The following is a 15430-nucleotide window of genomic DNA, read 5'->3' as shown; positions in this document are numbered from 1 at the left end:
AGGCGCGCTGCCGGGCCCAAGCTGCGATGCGGCCCGGCGGCCGCCGGGCTGCTGAGAGGCGCGGGAGGCCCCCGCCCGAAAGAAGCCTGCCGCAAAGAAAAAGGCGCCCGGTTCCGGGCGCCCTTTGGGTGTCTGTTCAGTTCCGCCGGATCAGAGGATCTTGATATCCGCCGCCTTGATGTCGGCCAGGAAGGCATCAAGGCCCTTGTCGGTCAGCGGGTGGTTCACCATCGCCTTGATCACGGCCGGCGGTGCGGTGATCACGTCAGCGCCGATGCGGGCCGAATCCAGCACATGGTTCACCGACCGGATCGAGGCCGCCAGGATCTGGGTCTCGAAACCGAAGTTGTCATAGATGGTGCGGATGTCCTCGATCAGCTCCATGCCATCCAGGTTGATGTCGTCCAGACGCCCGATGAACGGGGAGATGAAGGTCGCGCCCGCCTTGGCTGCCAGCAGTGCCTGGTTGGCGGAGAAGCACAGGGTCACATTCACCATGTGGCCGTCGTCGGTCAGGGTCTTGCACGCCTTCAGGCCGTCCCAGGTCAGCGGCACCTTCACGGCGATGTTCTCGGCAATCTCCACCAGCTTGCGGCCTTCGGCGATCATGGTTTCCGCATCCGTTGCGGTGACTTCTGCCGACACCGGCCCGTCGACCAGATCACAGATCTCCTTGGTGACCTCGATGATGTCGCGGCCGGATTTCTTGATCAGCGACGGGTTGGTGGTGACACCGTCCACCATGCCCAGATCGTTCAGCTCGGCAATGGCGCCGATCTCGGCAGTATCTACGAAGAATTTCATGGGGCAGTCCTTTGGATGGGTTGGCCTCGGTCGCTTCTGCCTTTACCTCATGGGATTACGGGCGGCAACATGGGCAGCAGCATGAGCAGGCAGGAGTTCTTTCAGGCAGGCGAGCGGGTGGGGGTTCTGACCACCCAGCCCCTTGACCGGCTGCTCGACTACCGCGCGCCGGAGGGCGGCTGTTACCTCGGCGCCTACGTCGAGGTGCCGCTGGGCCCGCGCAAGGTGCTGGGCGTGGTCTGGGGGCCGGGTGCGGGGGATTTCGATTCGGCCAAGCTGCGATCAGTGATCCGGGTGCTGGACGTGGCGCCGATGCGGACCGAGATGCGCCAGTTCCTCGGCAAGGCGGCCGATTACACCCTGACGCCTATGCCCGCGATGCTGCGGCTGGCCACCCGCGCACCGGGTCTTTCCGATCCGCCGTCGATGCGCAAGATCCTGCGCCGGGGCGACGGTGTGCCGGACCGGATGACGGAGGCCCGCACAAGGGTTCTGGAGGTGCTGGAGGAGTATGGCGGCCTCGCCTTCACCCCGCGCGAATTGGCCGATATGGCGGACGTTACGCCGTCGGTGGTGAAAGGGCTGGTCAAGCAAGGCGCCCTGCGCGAGGAGGAAGCACCGCGCGACACACCCTATCCGCATCTGGATCCGGAACTGCCCTCCAAGCAGCTGACCGAGGATCAGGCCAAGGCCGCCGCCGCCCTGGCCGAGGGCGTCCACAGCGGGCGTTACGGCACCACGCTGCTGAAGGGCGTCACCGGCTCCGGCAAGACCGAGGTCTACCTGGAGGCCGTCGCCGCCGCCCTGCGCGCCGGGCGGCAGGCGTTGGTGCTGCTGCCTGAAATCGCGCTGACCGCTGAGTTCCTGACCCGCGTCGAGGCCCGGTTCGGGGCCAAACCGGCTGAGTGGCATTCCGGCGCCACCATGACCGAGCGCCGGCGTGTCTGGAAGATGGTCGGGCAGGGCGCGGCTCAGCTGGTGATCGGCGCCCGCTCCGCGCTGTTCCTGCCGTTCCGCGATCTGGGGCTGATCATCGTCGATGAGGAACACGACACCTCCTACAAGCAGGAGGACGGGGTGCTCTACAACGCCCGCGACATGGCGGTGCTGCGGGCGGCAATGTGTTCGGCGCAGGTGGTGCTGGCCTCTGCCACGCCGTCGCTTGAGACCTGGGCCAATGCCGAGGCAGGCAAGTACAACCGGCTGAACCTCACCTCCCGCTTCGGCGCCTCGGTCCTGCCGGACATGCGCGCGGTGGATATGCGGTCCGAGGATCTGCTGCCCTCCACCTGGATTTCCCCCACCCTGAAGAAGGCGATGACCCTGAGGATGGAGCGCGGCGAGCAATCGCTCCTGTTCCTGAACCGCCGCGGCTTTGCCCCGGTCACCATCTGCCGCGCCTGCGGCGCGCAGGTGGCGTGCGACCACTGCGACGCACGGATGGTGGAGCACCGTTTCATGAAACGGCTGATGTGCCACCAGTGCGGCGAGACCAAGCCAGTGCCAGAGACCTGCCCCTCCTGCGAGGTGGAGGGCAAGATGGCCCCGGTCGGTCCCGGCATCGAGCGGCTGGCGGAGGAAGCCACCGCCCTGTTCCCGGAGGCGCGCATTGCGGTGCTCAGCTCCGACCTGTTCGGCTCCGCCCGCGCGCTGAAGCAACGGATCGAGGAGATCGCGGCAGGCGAGGCCGACATCATTCTCGGTACCCAGCTGGTCGCCAAGGGCCATAACTTTCCGCTCTTGACGCTGGTGGGGGTGATCGACGCCGACCTCGGCCTGCAAGGGTCCGACCTGCGCGCGGCGGAGCGGACCTTTCAGCTGATGCGCCAGGTGGCGGGCCGGGCCGGCCGCGCCGAACGCCCGGGCGAGGCGCTGATGCAGACCTTCCAGCCGGAGCACCCGGTGATCCGCGCCATTCTGTCAGGCGATGAGGAAAGCTTCTGGAAGGCCGAAGCTGCCGAACGCCAGGCCGCAGGCGTGCCGCCCTATGGCCGGATGGCCGGGATCATCCTGTCGGGACCGGATCTGGCAGCGGTCTTTGACCTCGGCAACGCCATGGCCCGCAATGACGGCCCGCTGCGCCAGATCGGCGCGCAGTTGTTCGGGCCGGCACCCGCCCCCATTGCCCGGGTCCGCGGCCGCCACCGGGTGCGGCTGCTGGTCAAGGCACCGAAAGGCGTGCCTTTGCAGGAGGCGTTGGCCCGCTGGACCGCGCCGCTGCGCCTGAAGGGCGATCTGCGCCTCAGCATCGACATCGATCCGCAGAGCTTTTTCTGATGTGGGGCAGGGGGCTTTGCCCCCTTGCACCCTTGCCCCCTCGCGTTCCTGGCGCTCACTCCCGGGATTTTTGCGGCCAGATGAAGAGGGGATCCTTCATTCATCTTGCCGCAAATATCCCGGAGCGCGAGGCAGAGCCTCGCATTGGCCGTCTCTGCGCGCTGATGCGGAGCTTAATGTGCAGGCGGGTTTTCTCCCTCGCCAGACCGGCTGAACAGGCGTAAACCCTTGCGCATGTTCAAACCGATGCCCCTTTCCGAGGCCCAGAGCCTCCCGTTCTGGCGCCGCCCTGTGACGCTTCTGTTCCTGATGGCGCTGGCGATGCCCATTGCCTTCAACACCTGGAGCGCGCTGCTCAACAACTTCGTGATCGAAGCCGCCAATTTCGACGGCGCCGACATTGGCCTGCTGCATACCGTGCGCGAGATCCCCGGCTTTCTGGCCGTTGGTGTGATTGCGGTGATCCTGTTTGTCCGTGAGCAGATGCTGGGGCTGATCTCGCTGGTGCTGCTGGGGGTGGCCACCGCCGTCACCGCCTGGTTCCCCTCGCTCGGCGGTCTCCTGATGGTGACGCTGCTCAGCTCGATCGGTTTCCACTACTACGAGACGGTGAACCAGTCGCTGCAGCTGCAATGGCTGCCCAAGGACCGGGCGCCGCAGACGCTGGGCTGGCTGGTCGCGGCCGGATCGGCAGCCACGCTGGTGGTTTACGGGCTGATCGTGCTGACCTGGGAAAGCCTGGGCCTCAGCTATAACACCGTGTTCCTGGCCGCCGGCGGGCTGACCGCCGCCATCGCGCTGTTTGCGCTCTTTGCCTATCCGCAGTTCGACGCGCCGCACCCGCAGACCAAGAAGCTGATCCTGCGCAAGCGGTACTGGCTCTACTACGCGCTGCAGTTCATGGCGGGCGCCCGGCGGCAGATCTTTGTGGTCTTCGCAGGCTTCATGATGGTTGAGAAATTCGGCTTCGAGGTGCATGAACTCACCGGCCTCTACCTGATCAACCTGGTAATCAACATGACCGTGGCGCCGCTGCTGGGCCGCGCCGTGGCTGCCTTTGGCGAGCGCCGCACGCTGATTTTCGAATACGCAGGGCTCGCCATCGTCTTTGCGGCCTACGGCGGCATCTACTGGTTTGGCTGGGGCGTGGTGATTGCGGCTGTGCTCTATGTGGTCGACCATGTGCTGTTTGCCCTGGCGCTGGCGCTCAAGACCTATTTTCAGAAGATCGCCGACCCGGGCGACATCGCCCCCACCGCCGCCGTGGCCTTCACCATCAACCACATCGCCGCGGTGTTCCTGCCGGTGCTGCTGGGCCTCCTCTGGGTTTATGAACCGGGCCTGGTTTTTGCCCTGGCCGCCGCAATGGCGCTGGTGTCGCTGTCTCTGTCGCTGCTGATCCCGCGCCACCCGGAACCGGGCAACGAGACCATCTTCAGCAAATACGCACGGCCTGCGCCGGCCGAATGACCCTTCCGCCCCGCCAAGGGGCGGAGCGCCCGCGCACAGGGTGAGCGCGGGCGCTGCCTGGCTTGCCGCCAGGCGGATGCTTGACGCGGGGCGCGCGGCGGCCTAGGCGCTTGGCAACAGTTTCAGGAGCAACGCCATGCCCACATACACCGCCCTCACCACGCTCTCCGCAAAAGCCCAGGCCGAAGCGCTCGGCGAAGCCATGGAACGGCTCATCCCGGAACCCACCGGCATCGGCGTCTTTGAAATGGAGGACGGCTCCGGCCTGTGGGAGGTTGGCGGTTATTTCACCGAAGCGCCCGACGAGGCAGGCCTTGCGCTGCTGGCCGCGATGCATGACGCCAAACCCTTTGTTGTCTCCGAGGTGCCGGAAACCGACTGGGTCGCCCATGTGCGCCGCGAGCTGGCGCCGGTCGAGGCGGGCCGTTTCTTTGTCTACGGCTCCCATGACGCGGACAAGCTGCCGGCGGACAAGATCCCGCTGCTGATCGAGGCGGCGATGGCTTTTGGCACCGGCCACCACGGCACCACGCTGGGCTGCCTCAAGGCGCTGGACCATCTGCTGGATGAGGGCTTCAGCGGCGAAAAGGTTGCTGACATCGGCTGCGGCACCGCGGTGCTGGCGATGGCCGCTGCGCGGGTCTGGGACGGCGCCATCCTGGCCAGCGACATTGATGAGGTGGCGGTCGAGGTGGCTGAGGCCAACCTCAAGGCCAATGGCATGGAAGGTCAGGTCACCTGTCTGGAGGCTGCGGGTTTCGACAACCCGGAATTGCAGGCGCAGGCGCCCTATGATCTGATCTTCGCCAACATCCTGAAAGGCCCGCTGGTGGCCCTGGCGCCGGACCTGACAGCGAATCTGCGCCCCGGCGGCTATGCGATTCTCTCCGGAATCCTGAACGAGCAGGCCGATGACGTGGTCAGCGTTTATGCACAGAACGGCGCCAATCTGGCGCGCCGGGACGAAATTGGTGAATGGACAACGTTACTTCTCCGTAAAACGGATTGATTGAACTAAGTTTGCGGCAAATTTGAGAGGCTTGCCCCATTGTTGCCGCATTTTTAGCCAATCATGGGCCATCCGCTGGTGGGGGCCAGTTCGGAGACTAGTGATGGTCGAACATCGTGATCAGTTTCAGTCGCGGTTGAAGCATATCAACCGCAAGCATGCGGCCTTGTCCGAGGGGTTTTCCGCCAGGATGCGGCCGGACGGGCTTTTGGTGATTCAGCCGCGCCGGGTGCAGTCCCGGATTTCCGCCCGCACGGTGGTGTTCTTCGCCGCCGCCTTTTTGCTGTTCAAAGGGTTCCTGATCGCTGCGCTTGGTTCGGCCAGCTATGATGACCGGGTCGTGAAACTGGCAGGCGGCAGCGCCGTTGAACGTGTCGGCGCCTTCCTCATGCAGGCGGAGCCCGCCTCAATGTACATCGCTCAGAAGATCGGACCGGTGCTGCGCTAAGCGCCGGCCTGCCCGGCAAACGCCCGTCTGCAAATCACCCGGCTGCAAACCGATTGTGAAAGGCCGCTGGCAGAGCCGCGGCCTTTTTTGCGGCCGCCAGAGCTGCAAGGCAGCAAATAAGGCAACAAAAAACGCCGCGGCCTGTTCAGGTCCGCGGCGTTTCCCTGTGCGCCCCAAGGGAGGAGGGGGGGCGAAATCAGGGGTGTCTTAGAAAAGGGTCTTGCCGGTGGCCACGCCATCGATGTCGCCGCGGCACATGCCGATGTCGGCCAGCTCGCGGTCGGACAGGCCGTTCAGCGCGTTGCGGGTCACGCGGGCGTCGTTCCAGGCGGCGAATGCGCCGGTTGCGGCGGCAATCAAAGTGCCGAAACGGCCAAACAGGCCGGTGGAACCATAGGTGGTGCGGGTGGTATCAAATGCGGCCATATCCGTGTCCTCTGATTAGCTGTTTGCATCCGTCGCGTCATTGCGATGGCCGGCATCTAGTGGCGAAATATTTGCGCAGCAAGACCTGAAAATGCATGTGTCATATGCGCTGCGCGCATAGCTGTTCGCCTTGTAAATAAGGGGTTTACGGTGCGCTGCCAAACAGCTGCGGAAATGTCGTTTCCGCCGGGGTGAACGGTCGTTTCCAGGCCGCGCTTGTGCGCCTGGCGAAAACAATCCGGCGCGAAAGCAATTGGACATGTTCGCCTTTTGTGCTAATCGTGAGTCAAAATAATTTCCGGCAAACGGGCCGGCATGCGGGCAGGGGCAGGCACATCATGCGGATTTTGGGAATTGATCCGGGGTTGCGGAACCTTGGATGGGGTGTGATCGAATCGCGCGGCACCCGTCTCAGCCATGTCGCCAACGGGGTGTGCACCTCTGACGGCGATGATCTGGGCGAACGCCTCTTGTCGCTGCACAATCAGGTCACCGAGATCATCGAAGCCTTTGCTCCGGATCAGGCGGCAATTGAACAGACCTTTGTGAACAAGGATGGCGCCGGCACGCTGAAGCTGGGCCAGGCCCGCGGCGTGGCGCTTTTGACGCTGGCCAAGGCGGGCCTGCCGGTGGGAGAATATGCGCCCAACCGGGTCAAGAAAACCGTGGTGGGGGTGGGCCACGCCGAGAAGGAACAAGTGATGCATATGGTCAAGCTGCAGCTGCCGGGTTGTTTGCCCAAGAACGCAGACGCGGCGGATGCGCTGGCGATTGCCATCTGCCACGCTTACTACCGCGGCACGCAGCAGCGCCAGCTGAGGGAGAAACGCGCATGACCGGCAAACAGTCATGATTGGGAAACTGACAGGCCGCCTCGACTACCGGGCGCAGGACCATGTGCTGATCGACGTGCGCGGCGTCGGCTATATCGTCTATTGCTCCGACCGCACCATGGCAGCATTGCCGGGCGTGGGGGAGGCCATTGCGCTTTATACGGACATGGTGGTGCGCGAGGACCTGATGCAGCTTTACGGCTTCACCTCGCTGGTTGAGAAGGAATGGCACCGCCTGCTGACCTCGGTGCAGGGGGTTGGTGCCAAGGTCTCGCTGGCCATCCTCGGTGCACTTGGGCCGGACGGCGTAAGCCGGGCGATTGCGCTTGGCGACTGGGCCACGGTCAAGGCCGCCAAGGGGGTCGGCCCCAAGACCGCGCAGCGCATCGTGCTGGACCTCAAGGACAAGGCGCCCGGTGTGATGGCGATGGGCGGCACGGTTGTTGATGCCATGGACGGCCCGGGGCTGGAGCTGGTCGAGGACGCAGATCCCGCGCCTGCAGCCAAACCGGCCCGCAAGGCGCCGCCGAAGAAGCCCTCAGGGGCAGCCGCGGCCTCTGCCGGGGCGCTGTCGGCTTTGGGCAATCTGGGCTATGGCCCCTCGGATGCTGCTGCCGCGGTGGCCGAAGCCGCCGCGACCTATCCGGATTCGGGTGAAGCAGAGCTGATCCGCGCCGCGCTGCGCCTGCTGGCGCCGAAGGGATGATGTAAGGTGCTGTTGAAAAACCAAGGGCGGTGCCCGTCCGCGGGCGGAAAGCGAAGCGTCCGCCCGTTTTGCCGGAGGCAAACCTTCGGTTTGACGGCGCGGACGGGTGCTGCCCAGCCTACCGTCCAAGCGGTTCATCTGAATGAAATTCTGGAGCGGAGTATTGCCAATGATTGACGCCGACCCCGCCCTGCGCCCCGAACCGCTGCCGGAAGACAGTGCTGCGGACAACGACCGTGCCCTGCGGCCGCAGGGTCTTGGCGAATTCATCGGCCAGGCCGAGGCCCGCGCCAACCTGCGCGTCTTCATTGAAAGCGCCCGCCGCCGGGGCGAGGCGATGGACCACACGCTGTTTCATGGGCCGCCCGGTCTTGGCAAGACCACTTTGGCGCAGATCGTCGCGCGCGAGCTGGGGGTAAACTTCCGCATGACTTCAGGCCCGGTGCTGGCCAAGGCGGGCGACTTGGCGGCGATCCTCACCAACCTCGAATCCCGCGACGTGCTGTTCATCGACGAGATCCACCGGCTGAACCCGGCGGTGGAGGAAGTGCTTTACCCGGCGATGGAGGATTTTGAGCTGGACCTGGTGATCGGCGAAGGCCCGGCGGCCCGCACCGTGCGGATTGAGCTGCAGCCCTTTACCCTGGTCGGAGCGACCACCCGCATGGGCCTCTTGACCACGCCGCTGCGCGACCGTTTCGGCATCCCGACCCGGCTGCAGTTCTACACCATCGACGAGCTGTTCGAGATTGTCAGCCGCAACGCCCGCAAGCTGGGTGCACCGGCCGATGACGCCGGCGCCCGCGAAATCGCGCGGCGCGCCCGCGGCACGCCCAGGATCGCCGGCCGGCTCCTGCGCCGCGTGGTGGACTTCGCGGTTGTCGAGGGCGATGGCACCATCACCCGGGAGCTGGCCGACGGCGCCCTGACGCGGCTGGGGGTGGATCAGCTAGGGCTCGACGGCGCCGACCGCCGTTACCTGCGGCTCATTGCCGAAAACTACGGCGGCGGCCCGGTGGGGATCGAGACGATCTCGGCCGCCCTCAGCGAAAGCCGTGATGCGCTGGAGGAGGTGATCGAGCCTTACCTTCTGCAGCAGGGGCTGATCCAGCGCACTCCGCGCGGGCGGATGCTGGCGCAAAAGGCCTGGACCCACCTTGGCATAGCACCGCCGCGCAGCCAGAACGACCTGTTCGGGTAACACCGTTATGCTGCCGGCTGTTCGGCAGCACCAGTCTTTCCTGTTGCAAGAAGGGCTCCCGCCCGCTGCAGAGGCATCAAGGATGCCGCCGCAGCCGGTTGGGCCGGGCGCCGCGCCAGCGGCGCCGGGCCCAAGGCTGGTTCCGGCTGCCTGGCGCAGCCAGGAGGCCGGGCAGGCGCGGGAGCCCCCCTTGCCGCCGTGCGGCGCAGGCGGCATAGACGGGGCAGGACCAAGGAGACGCCCATGACCGCCCAACTGCCAAACCTGACGCCGGAACAGATCGAAGGCCTGTTCACCCGCCATGACGGCTCCTATGCCTTTGCGCGCTGGGGCCGGCCTGTCGCGCCGATTGTGTTTGGAGTGCAGGACGAGACCCTGAAAACCGCCAAGGGCGCGCTGGAGGCGGTGATGACGCTGGCGGGCCACCAGATGGCCGAGACCGATCCGGAGCTGGGCTCAAACCTGATGTTCTTCTTCTTCCGGGACTGGGACGAGCTGCTGGAGGTGCCGGATCTGGACCGCCTGATCCCGGGCTTGCAGCCGCTGGTTGCGAAACTGAAGGAGGGCGGTGCCAGCCAGTACCGCGCCTTCCGTTTTGATGATCAGGGCGGCATTAAGGCGTGTTTCGTGTTCCTGCGGATGAAAGGACCAATGGCGCAGATGCCCGCGGAGACGCTGGCGCTCACCCAGGCAGTGCAGGCGGCACTGATGTGGGGCGATGCGGCCTTTGCCGAGGCCTCGCCCCTGGCGGTGCTGCCGGAGACCGGCGCCACCATCCTGCGGCCTGAGATCGCGGGCGTGATTGCCGCGGCTTACGACCGGATGATGCCTGTCGCGGCTGAGGACAAATCCCACGCCCTGCGCCTGTTTGCCCGCCTGCAGGCACCGGCGGGACCGCCGCAGGGCTGATGCGCGCCTTTGTCGGCCTGCCGCTGCCGGATGCAGCCCTGGACGCACTGGAACGGGTGCAGGAAGGGTTAACCGTGGGGCGGCATGTCCCGGCCGGGAACATGCACCTGACGCTGGCTTTTCTTGATGACCAGCCGGAGGCGGCGCTGAAGGCGCTGCATCAGATGCTGGCGGACATCAGTGCACCGCCTTTGCTGCTTACCTTCAGCGGGCTTGGCACCTTTGGCGACAAGCTGCCGCGGGTGCTGGCAGCTGAGGTGCAGAAAACGCCGGAACTGACCCGCCTGCGCGACAACGTCCGTAGTGCCTGCCGCACCAACGGGATCGAGCTGCCGCGCGAACGCTTCCGCCCGCATGTGACTCTGGCGCGCTTTCCCCGGCACTTGGAGGCCGGGCAGGTCGAAAAGATTGCCCGTTTTCTGGCCGCAGCAGCGGATTTCAAGCTGGAGTGCGAAGCAGACAGCTACGCGCTGTTCCAGTCGACGCTGGCGCCCGAGGGCGCGCGCTATGACGTCTTGGCGGAATATCCGCTGGAGGGGTGAGCCGCTTGCAGCGGATTGGCGCGGCTCATAGGGTGCGGGCAAATGCAAGGAGCAGGCAATGAACCACCACTTCCCCGTCCGGGTCTACTACGAGGACACCGACATGGGCGGGATTGTCTATCACGCCAATTATCTGCGGTTCATCGAACGGGCGCGCAGCGACTGGGTGCGCGGCATCGGCGTTGATCAAAACGCCATGCGCGAGGGCGGGCTGATCTATGTGGTGCGCCGGATCGAGGCGGATTACCTGGCGCCTGCAAGGTTCGACGAGGAGCTTCTGGTCACCACTTCCCTGCACAATGTGACCCCCGCCCGGATGGTCCTGAATCAGGAGGTCACGCGCGCGGGCCTGCCGCTGTTCCGCGCCCAGGTCACCATTGTCTGCATCACCACGGGCGGCAAACCGGCCCGGCTTCCGGCAGAGATTCGCGCATTACGGTAACATTTGGCGCCCGCGTGCCTGTTTTAATGGCCTTTGCCATTGAACTGCGCTAGCGTCTTGCCAAATAAGGCCGGATAAACGGCTGGGAAAAACCGTAGAGCAGGCGAATGGAAGCAGAAACTCTGGCGCTGGCGCAGGAGATTGATTTCTCCATGTGGGGCCTTTTTGCGCGGGCCACCGTGACCGTGAAACTGGTGATGCTGATGCTGGTCGGGGCCTCGATCTGGTCCTGGGGCATCATCATCCAGAAAACCATCAACTACCGTCTTGCCCGCCGGGAAGCGGATGCCTTTGACCGGGCATTCTGGTCCGGCAACCCGCTGGATGAGCTGTTTGAGCGGCTGGGGTCCGAACCCTCGGGCCAGGCGGCGCGGATCTTCTCCGCCGGGATGAGCGAATGGCGCCGCAGCCACCGCAGCGATGGCGGGCTGATCCCCGGCGCGCAGGCGCGCATCGACCGCTCAATGGACGTGGCCATCGCCAAGGAGACCGAAGGTTTGCAAGGCGGGCTGTCGGTGCTGGCGACTGTTGGTTCGACTGCGCCTTTCGTGGGCCTCTTCGGCACCGTCTGGGGCATCATGACCGCCTTCATCGAGATCGCCGAGCAGCAGAACACCAACCTCGCCGTGGTGGCGCCGGGCATCGCCGAGGCGCTGATGGCAACCGGGCTGGGCCTCTTGGCCGCGATCCCGGCGGTGGTGTTCTACAACAAGCTGAGCGCGGACAGCGACCGCATCATCGGAGGCTACGAGGCCTTTGCCGACGAGTTCGCCACCATCCTCAGCCGCCAGCTGGATTCCTGAGGCGATGGGCGCCGCAGTCCAGCAGCCTTCGGGAGGCGGCGACCGCCGCCGGGGCCGCCGCCGCCGCCGGGGCGCGCCGATGTCCGAGATCAACGTGACGCCGTTTGTGGATGTCATGCTGGTGCTGCTGATCATCTTCATGGTGGCAGCACCCCTGATGACCGTGGGCGTGCCGGTTGAGCTGCCCAAGACCGCTGCAGGCGCCTTGCCCGGCGACGAGGAAGAACCGTTGACCGTCACCATGACCGCCGGGGGCGGGGTCGAGATTCAGACCACGCCGGTCGCGCGCGAGGAACTGGTGGCCAAATTGCGGGCGATTGCGGCAGAACGCTCCTCCGACCGGGTGTTCCTGCGCGCCGACGGGCGGATCGCCTATGCGGACGTCATGCAGGTGATGGGCGCGCTGAACGCGGGCGGTTTTTCCAACGTGGGGCTGGTCACCGACACCGGCGGCCCGGCCTTGGACGGGCGGCAAGCCGAAGGCACGGGGCAGTAGGCGGGGACGCACAGGGTGCAGACCGGAACCAAAATCTCGCTGGCAGGCCATGGGCTGTTGATGACCTGGGTTGTCTTCGGCGCCTGGTTCCCGTCCGAACCCCTGCCGTCCAACGTGCAGCAGGTGGCGCTGATTTCCGCCGAGCAGTTCGAAAAGCTGAGCCAGCAGCGCCAGGCGCCGCAGGTGGCGCCGGAGCCTGCACCGCTTAATGAACCGGCCGCGGTGCAGCCCGCACCGGAGCCCGCGCCGCAGCCGGACCCGGAGCCGGAGATCACCCAGCCAGAGCCCCTGGCCCCGGCAGAGCCCGACACGCAGGTGACGGACCTGCCCGAACAGCCGCCGGAACCCGAGGTGCCGGTTGAGGTGCCCTCTGCCGCGGAAGAACCCGAGGTATCCTCGCTTGTGCCGCAACTGCGGCCCGAAACCGCACCGCGCCCGGTGGACAGGGTGGCGCCGGAACCGGTTGCGCCGCCGGAGCCGGACACCAGGATCGACGACATCGTCCAGCCTGAAGTCGCGCCTGAAGAGGGCGCCGAGACCGAGCAGGACGTGCAGGATGCCACTGCGCGCGAGGCCGCCAGCGACCGGATCGTGACCGAGGAGAATGAGGGCGAAGATGTGGCAGCCTCTGCCGCGCCGGCGGTGTCCAAACGGCCCAAGACCCGGCCCGCCCGGTCCCAGCCGGAGCCGGAACCGCAGGTGACGGAAGCGGCGCAGCCGGCAGAGACACAGCAGGCGGATACTGCCGATGCAGTGGCGGATGCGCTGGCAGAGGCACTGGCAGGCGGCGCCGATGTTGAGGCGCCGGAACCCTCCGGCCCGCCGCTGACCCTGGGTGAGAAGGACGCGCTGCGGGTTGAGGTGTCGCGCTGCTGGAACGTCGGCTCTCTGTCGACTGATGCGCTGAAGACAACCGTGGTTGTGGGCGTCTCGCTGGCGCAGGACGGCAAGCCGGACACCGGCTCGATTCGGATGCTCTCGAGCACTGGCGGCTCCGCAGCGGCGGCAAAGCAGGCCTATGAGGCGGCCCGGCGGGCAATTATCCGCTGCGGGTCCGCAGGCTTTCAGCTTCCCCCTGAAAAATATTCGCAATGGCGCGATATTGAGATGACATTCAATCCTGAAAGGATGCGGATCAAATGAGGAAAATACTGGCAGCTCTTCTGATCGGTGCCGCGGCGGCGGCAGGCGCGGGCGCGGCCATGGCTCAGGATGGCCCGCTCCGCATCGAGATCGACCAGGGCGTGATCGAACCCTTGCCCTATGCGGTCCCGGATTTCGTGCCGGAGACCCCGGCAGCGTCCGAATATGCCGCTCAGATCGCCCGGGTGATCGCCGCCGACCTGAGCGGCACCGGCCTGTTCCGGGAAGTGCCGGCCAGCGCCCATATCTCCAAGGTGACGGGCTTTGACAGCCCGGTGAAATACGCTGACTGGAAGGCGGTGAACGCGCAGGCGCTGATCACCGGCGCGGTCAGCGTCAACGGCAACCAGCTGACGGTGCGTTTCCGCGGCCATGATGTTTTTGCCGAAAAGGAACTGGGCACCGGGCTGCAGTTCAACGGCACCACCGACGGCTGGCGCCGGATGGCGCATAAGGTGGCGGATGCGGTCTACAGCCGGATCACCGGCGAAAGCGGCTATTTCGACAGCCGCGTGGTCTATGTCTCCGAAAGCGGCCCCAAGAACGACCGCCGCAAGCGGCTGGCGGTGATGGATTACGACGGCGCCAATGTGCAGTACCTGACCAACAGCGCCTCGATCGTGCTGGCGCCGCGGTTCTCGCCCTCTGGCGACCGGGTGCTTTATACCAGCTATGAGAGCGGCTTCCCGCAGATCCACGTGCTGGACGTGGGCCAGGTGCAGCGCAAGGTGCTGTCCAGCGGCGACGGCACCATGAGCTTTGCGCCGCGGTTCGCGCCGGACGGGCGCACCATCGTCTATTCGCAGACCCAGGGCGGCAATACCGACCTGTTTTCGATGGACATCCAAACCGGCGCCAAGTCCCGGCTGACTTCGGCCCCTTCGATTGAGACCGCGCCGTCGTTCTCGCCGGACGGAAGCCAGATCGTGTTCGAAAGCGACCGCTCCGGCAGCCAGCAGCTCTATGTGATGCCGGCAGGCGGCGGCGAGGCCCGGCGGATCAGCTTTGGCGAGGGCCGCTACGGCACGCCCGTATGGTCGCCGCGCGGCGACATGATCGCCTTTACCAAGCAGAACAAGGGCCGCTTCCACATCGGCGTGATGCGCACCGATGGCGGCGAGGAGCGGCTGCTGACCGCCTCCTTCCTGGACGAAGGGCCGACCTGGGCGCCCAATGGCCGGGTGATCATGTTCACCCGCGAAAGCCAGGGCAGCGCCGGGCGCGCGCTGCTCTACTCGGTGGACATCACCGGCCGCAATCTGAAACCTGTGAAAACTCCGGACGGGGCATCGGATCCGGCCTGGTCGCCATTGCAGAAATAATGGAATAGATAAGGCGGGGATACCCGCTTGGAACCTGATCCGGGCCTGTGTTAATTTCCGGTCAAGAAACGCAAAAGGGATAGGCAGAAGACATGAGCAGTTTGAAATTGGCAATTGCGGCTGTTGCCGTCCTGGGCCTTGCGGCCTGCAGCAACAACCGGTGGGATGACACCGCAAATGGCGCCGGCGCCGGCGCAGGGGGCGGCGTGGGGGCAGGGGCCCTGGATCCGGCAAGCCCGGCCTATTTCCAGCAGACCGTCGGCGACCGGGTGCTGTTCCTGGTGGACCAGTCGACGCTGACGCCGGAGGCGCAGGGCATCCTGCAGGGCCAGGCTCGCTGGCTGACACAGAACGCCGATTATGTTGTCACCATCGAGGGCCACGCCGACGAGCAGGGCACCCGCGAATACAACCTCGCCCTCGGCGCCCGCCGGGCCAACGCCGCGCGGGAATACCTGATTTCCCAAGGGGTTGCTGGCCACCGCCTCAAGGTTGTCAGCTACGGCAAGGAGCGCCCGCTGGAAATCTGCTCGAACGAGGCCTGCTATTCCAAGAACCGCCGCGCGGTCACCGTGCTGGCCGGCGGGCTGACGGGGTAA

General features: G+C 65.8%; 17 protein-coding genes. 15 read left to right on the top strand and 2 right to left on the bottom strand.

What is annotated here, in order from left to right:
* Positions 1-150: 150 nt before the first annotated feature.
* Entirely contained in the window at positions 151-804 is a 654-nt protein-coding gene (fsa, locus tag K3725_RS14430; RefSeq protein WP_260015997.1) for a fructose-6-phosphate aldolase, read from the bottom strand.
* An 81-nt stretch (positions 805-885) separates the two neighbouring features.
* Between fsa and K3725_RS14425 the strand changes: the two genes are divergently transcribed.
* The 4 genes from K3725_RS14425 (at position 886) to K3725_RS14410 (ending at position 6008) form a co-directional block, all read left to right on the top strand.
* Positions 886-3081 carry a primosomal protein N' gene (locus K3725_RS14425; protein WP_260015996.1) on the top strand — a complete coding sequence of 732 codons (2196 nt, stop codon included), beginning with the start codon at positions 886-888 and terminating at the stop codon, positions 3079-3081.
* Positions 3082-3315: 234 nt separating this feature from the next.
* A complete protein-coding gene (locus K3725_RS14420; protein WP_260015995.1) occupies positions 3316-4551 on the top strand; it encodes an MFS transporter in 1236 nt (411 codons plus the stop codon).
* Positions 4552-4687: 136 nt separating this feature from the next.
* Positions 4688-5560: a 50S ribosomal protein L11 methyltransferase gene (locus tag K3725_RS14415; protein ID WP_260015994.1), complete on the top strand. Its 873-nt coding sequence runs from the start codon at positions 4688-4690 to the stop codon at positions 5558-5560.
* A gap of 103 nt (positions 5561-5663) precedes the next feature.
* Complete coding sequence (locus tag K3725_RS14410) at positions 5664-6008, top strand: hypothetical protein (RefSeq protein WP_260015993.1); 345 nt, start codon at positions 5664-5666, stop codon at positions 6006-6008.
* A gap of 207 nt (positions 6009-6215) precedes the next feature.
* On the opposite strand, the gene K3725_RS14405 is transcribed toward K3725_RS14410, so the two are convergent.
* Positions 6216-6434 carry a DUF1127 domain-containing protein gene (locus K3725_RS14405; protein ID WP_260015992.1) on the bottom strand — a complete coding sequence of 73 codons (219 nt, stop codon included), beginning with the start codon at positions 6432-6434 and terminating at the stop codon, positions 6216-6218.
* 338 nt (positions 6435-6772) lie between these two features.
* Here K3725_RS14405 and ruvC point away from each other — a divergent pair, with 338 nt between their 5' ends.
* The 11 genes from ruvC to pal all read left to right on the top strand — a co-directional run bounded on the left by ruvC (position 6773) and on the right by pal (position 15430).
* The gene (gene ruvC, locus K3725_RS14400) at positions 6773-7270 is read left to right on the top strand and encodes a crossover junction endodeoxyribonuclease RuvC (protein WP_260015991.1); all 498 of its coding nucleotides are present in this window, start codon (positions 6773-6775) and stop codon (positions 7268-7270) included.
* A 13-nt stretch (positions 7271-7283) separates the two neighbouring features.
* On the top strand, positions 7284-7973 hold the full coding sequence (gene ruvA / locus K3725_RS14395; protein WP_260015990.1) for a Holliday junction branch migration protein RuvA: 690 nt from the start codon (positions 7284-7286) through the stop codon (positions 7971-7973).
* A 169-nt stretch (positions 7974-8142) separates the two neighbouring features.
* Positions 8143-9174, top strand: a complete 1032-nt coding sequence (gene ruvB / locus K3725_RS14390) for a Holliday junction branch migration DNA helicase RuvB (protein WP_260015989.1) — start codon at positions 8143-8145, stop codon at positions 9172-9174.
* A gap of 243 nt (positions 9175-9417) precedes the next feature.
* On the top strand, positions 9418-10083 hold the full coding sequence (locus K3725_RS14385; RefSeq protein ID WP_260015988.1) for a hypothetical protein: 666 nt from the start codon (positions 9418-9420) through the stop codon (positions 10081-10083).
* Positions 10083-10625 (top strand): RNA 2',3'-cyclic phosphodiesterase, encoded by a 543-nt coding sequence (gene thpR / locus K3725_RS14380; protein ID WP_260015987.1) that lies wholly within the window; start codon positions 10083-10085, stop codon positions 10623-10625. The genes K3725_RS14385 and thpR overlap by 1 nt, the downstream gene beginning before the upstream one ends.
* Positions 10626-10683: 58 nt before the next feature.
* Positions 10684-11067, top strand: a complete 384-nt coding sequence (ybgC, locus tag K3725_RS14375) for a tol-pal system-associated acyl-CoA thioesterase (protein WP_260015986.1) — start codon at positions 10684-10686, stop codon at positions 11065-11067.
* 107 nt (positions 11068-11174) lie between these two features.
* Positions 11175-11870, top strand: a complete 696-nt coding sequence (tolQ, locus tag K3725_RS14370) for a protein TolQ (protein ID WP_039183467.1) — start codon at positions 11175-11177, stop codon at positions 11868-11870.
* A gap of 4 nt (positions 11871-11874) precedes the next feature.
* The gene (gene tolR, locus K3725_RS14365) at positions 11875-12366 is read left to right on the top strand and encodes a protein TolR (protein ID WP_260015985.1); all 492 of its coding nucleotides are present in this window, start codon (positions 11875-11877) and stop codon (positions 12364-12366) included.
* A 15-nt stretch (positions 12367-12381) separates the two neighbouring features.
* Positions 12382-13509 carry an energy transducer TonB gene (locus K3725_RS14360; RefSeq protein WP_260015984.1) on the top strand — a complete coding sequence of 376 codons (1128 nt, stop codon included), beginning with the start codon at positions 12382-12384 and terminating at the stop codon, positions 13507-13509.
* Positions 13506-14831, top strand: coding sequence for a Tol-Pal system beta propeller repeat protein TolB (gene tolB / locus K3725_RS14355; protein ID WP_260015983.1), 1326 nt, complete (start codon positions 13506-13508; stop codon positions 14829-14831). The genes K3725_RS14360 and tolB overlap by 4 nt, the downstream gene beginning before the upstream one ends.
* Positions 14832-14923: 92 nt before the next feature.
* The gene (pal, locus tag K3725_RS14350; RefSeq protein WP_260015982.1) at positions 14924-15430 is read left to right on the top strand and encodes a peptidoglycan-associated lipoprotein Pal; all 507 of its coding nucleotides are present in this window, start codon (positions 14924-14926) and stop codon (positions 15428-15430) included.

It is taken from the genome of Leisingera sp. S132 (genome assembly GCF_025144465.1).
In the GTDB taxonomy this organism is placed as follows: Bacteria; Pseudomonadota; Alphaproteobacteria; order Rhodobacterales; family Rhodobacteraceae; genus Leisingera.
The sequence above is the reverse complement of the archived record's forward strand: the minus strand, read 5'-3'. Positions and strand labels throughout refer to the sequence as shown.

Excerpts from the sequence above, each read along its gene's own strand:
- fsa (WP_260015997.1), bottom strand. The coding sequence starts at position 804 with ATGAAATTCTTCGTAGATACTGCCGAGATCGGCGCCATTGCCGAGCTG.
- K3725_RS14425 (WP_260015996.1), top strand. The coding sequence starts at position 886 with ATGAGCAGGCAGGAGTTCTTTCAGGCAGGCGAGCGGGTGGGGGTTCTG.
- K3725_RS14420 (WP_260015995.1), top strand. The coding sequence starts at position 3,316 with ATGTTCAAACCGATGCCCCTTTCCGAGGCCCAGAGCCTCCCGTTCTGG.
- K3725_RS14415 (WP_260015994.1), top strand. The coding sequence starts at position 4,688 with ATGCCCACATACACCGCCCTCACCACGCTCTCCGCAAAAGCCCAGGCC.
- K3725_RS14410 (WP_260015993.1), top strand. The coding sequence starts at position 5,664 with ATGGTCGAACATCGTGATCAGTTTCAGTCGCGGTTGAAGCATATCAAC.
- K3725_RS14405 (WP_260015992.1), bottom strand. The coding sequence starts at position 6,434 with ATGGCCGCATTTGATACCACCCGCACCACCTATGGTTCCACCGGCCTG.
- ruvC (WP_260015991.1), top strand. The coding sequence starts at position 6,773 with ATGCGGATTTTGGGAATTGATCCGGGGTTGCGGAACCTTGGATGGGGT.
- ruvA (WP_260015990.1), top strand. The coding sequence starts at position 7,284 with ATGATTGGGAAACTGACAGGCCGCCTCGACTACCGGGCGCAGGACCAT.
- ruvB (WP_260015989.1), top strand. The coding sequence starts at position 8,143 with ATGATTGACGCCGACCCCGCCCTGCGCCCCGAACCGCTGCCGGAAGAC.
- K3725_RS14385 (WP_260015988.1), top strand. The coding sequence starts at position 9,418 with ATGACCGCCCAACTGCCAAACCTGACGCCGGAACAGATCGAAGGCCTG.
- thpR (WP_260015987.1), top strand. The coding sequence starts at position 10,083 with ATGCGCGCCTTTGTCGGCCTGCCGCTGCCGGATGCAGCCCTGGACGCA.
- ybgC (WP_260015986.1), top strand. The coding sequence starts at position 10,684 with ATGAACCACCACTTCCCCGTCCGGGTCTACTACGAGGACACCGACATG.
- tolQ (WP_039183467.1), top strand. The coding sequence starts at position 11,175 with ATGGAAGCAGAAACTCTGGCGCTGGCGCAGGAGATTGATTTCTCCATG.
- tolR (WP_260015985.1), top strand. The coding sequence starts at position 11,875 with ATGGGCGCCGCAGTCCAGCAGCCTTCGGGAGGCGGCGACCGCCGCCGG.
- tolB (WP_260015983.1), top strand. The coding sequence starts at position 13,506 with ATGAGGAAAATACTGGCAGCTCTTCTGATCGGTGCCGCGGCGGCGGCA.
- pal (WP_260015982.1), top strand. The coding sequence starts at position 14,924 with ATGAGCAGTTTGAAATTGGCAATTGCGGCTGTTGCCGTCCTGGGCCTT.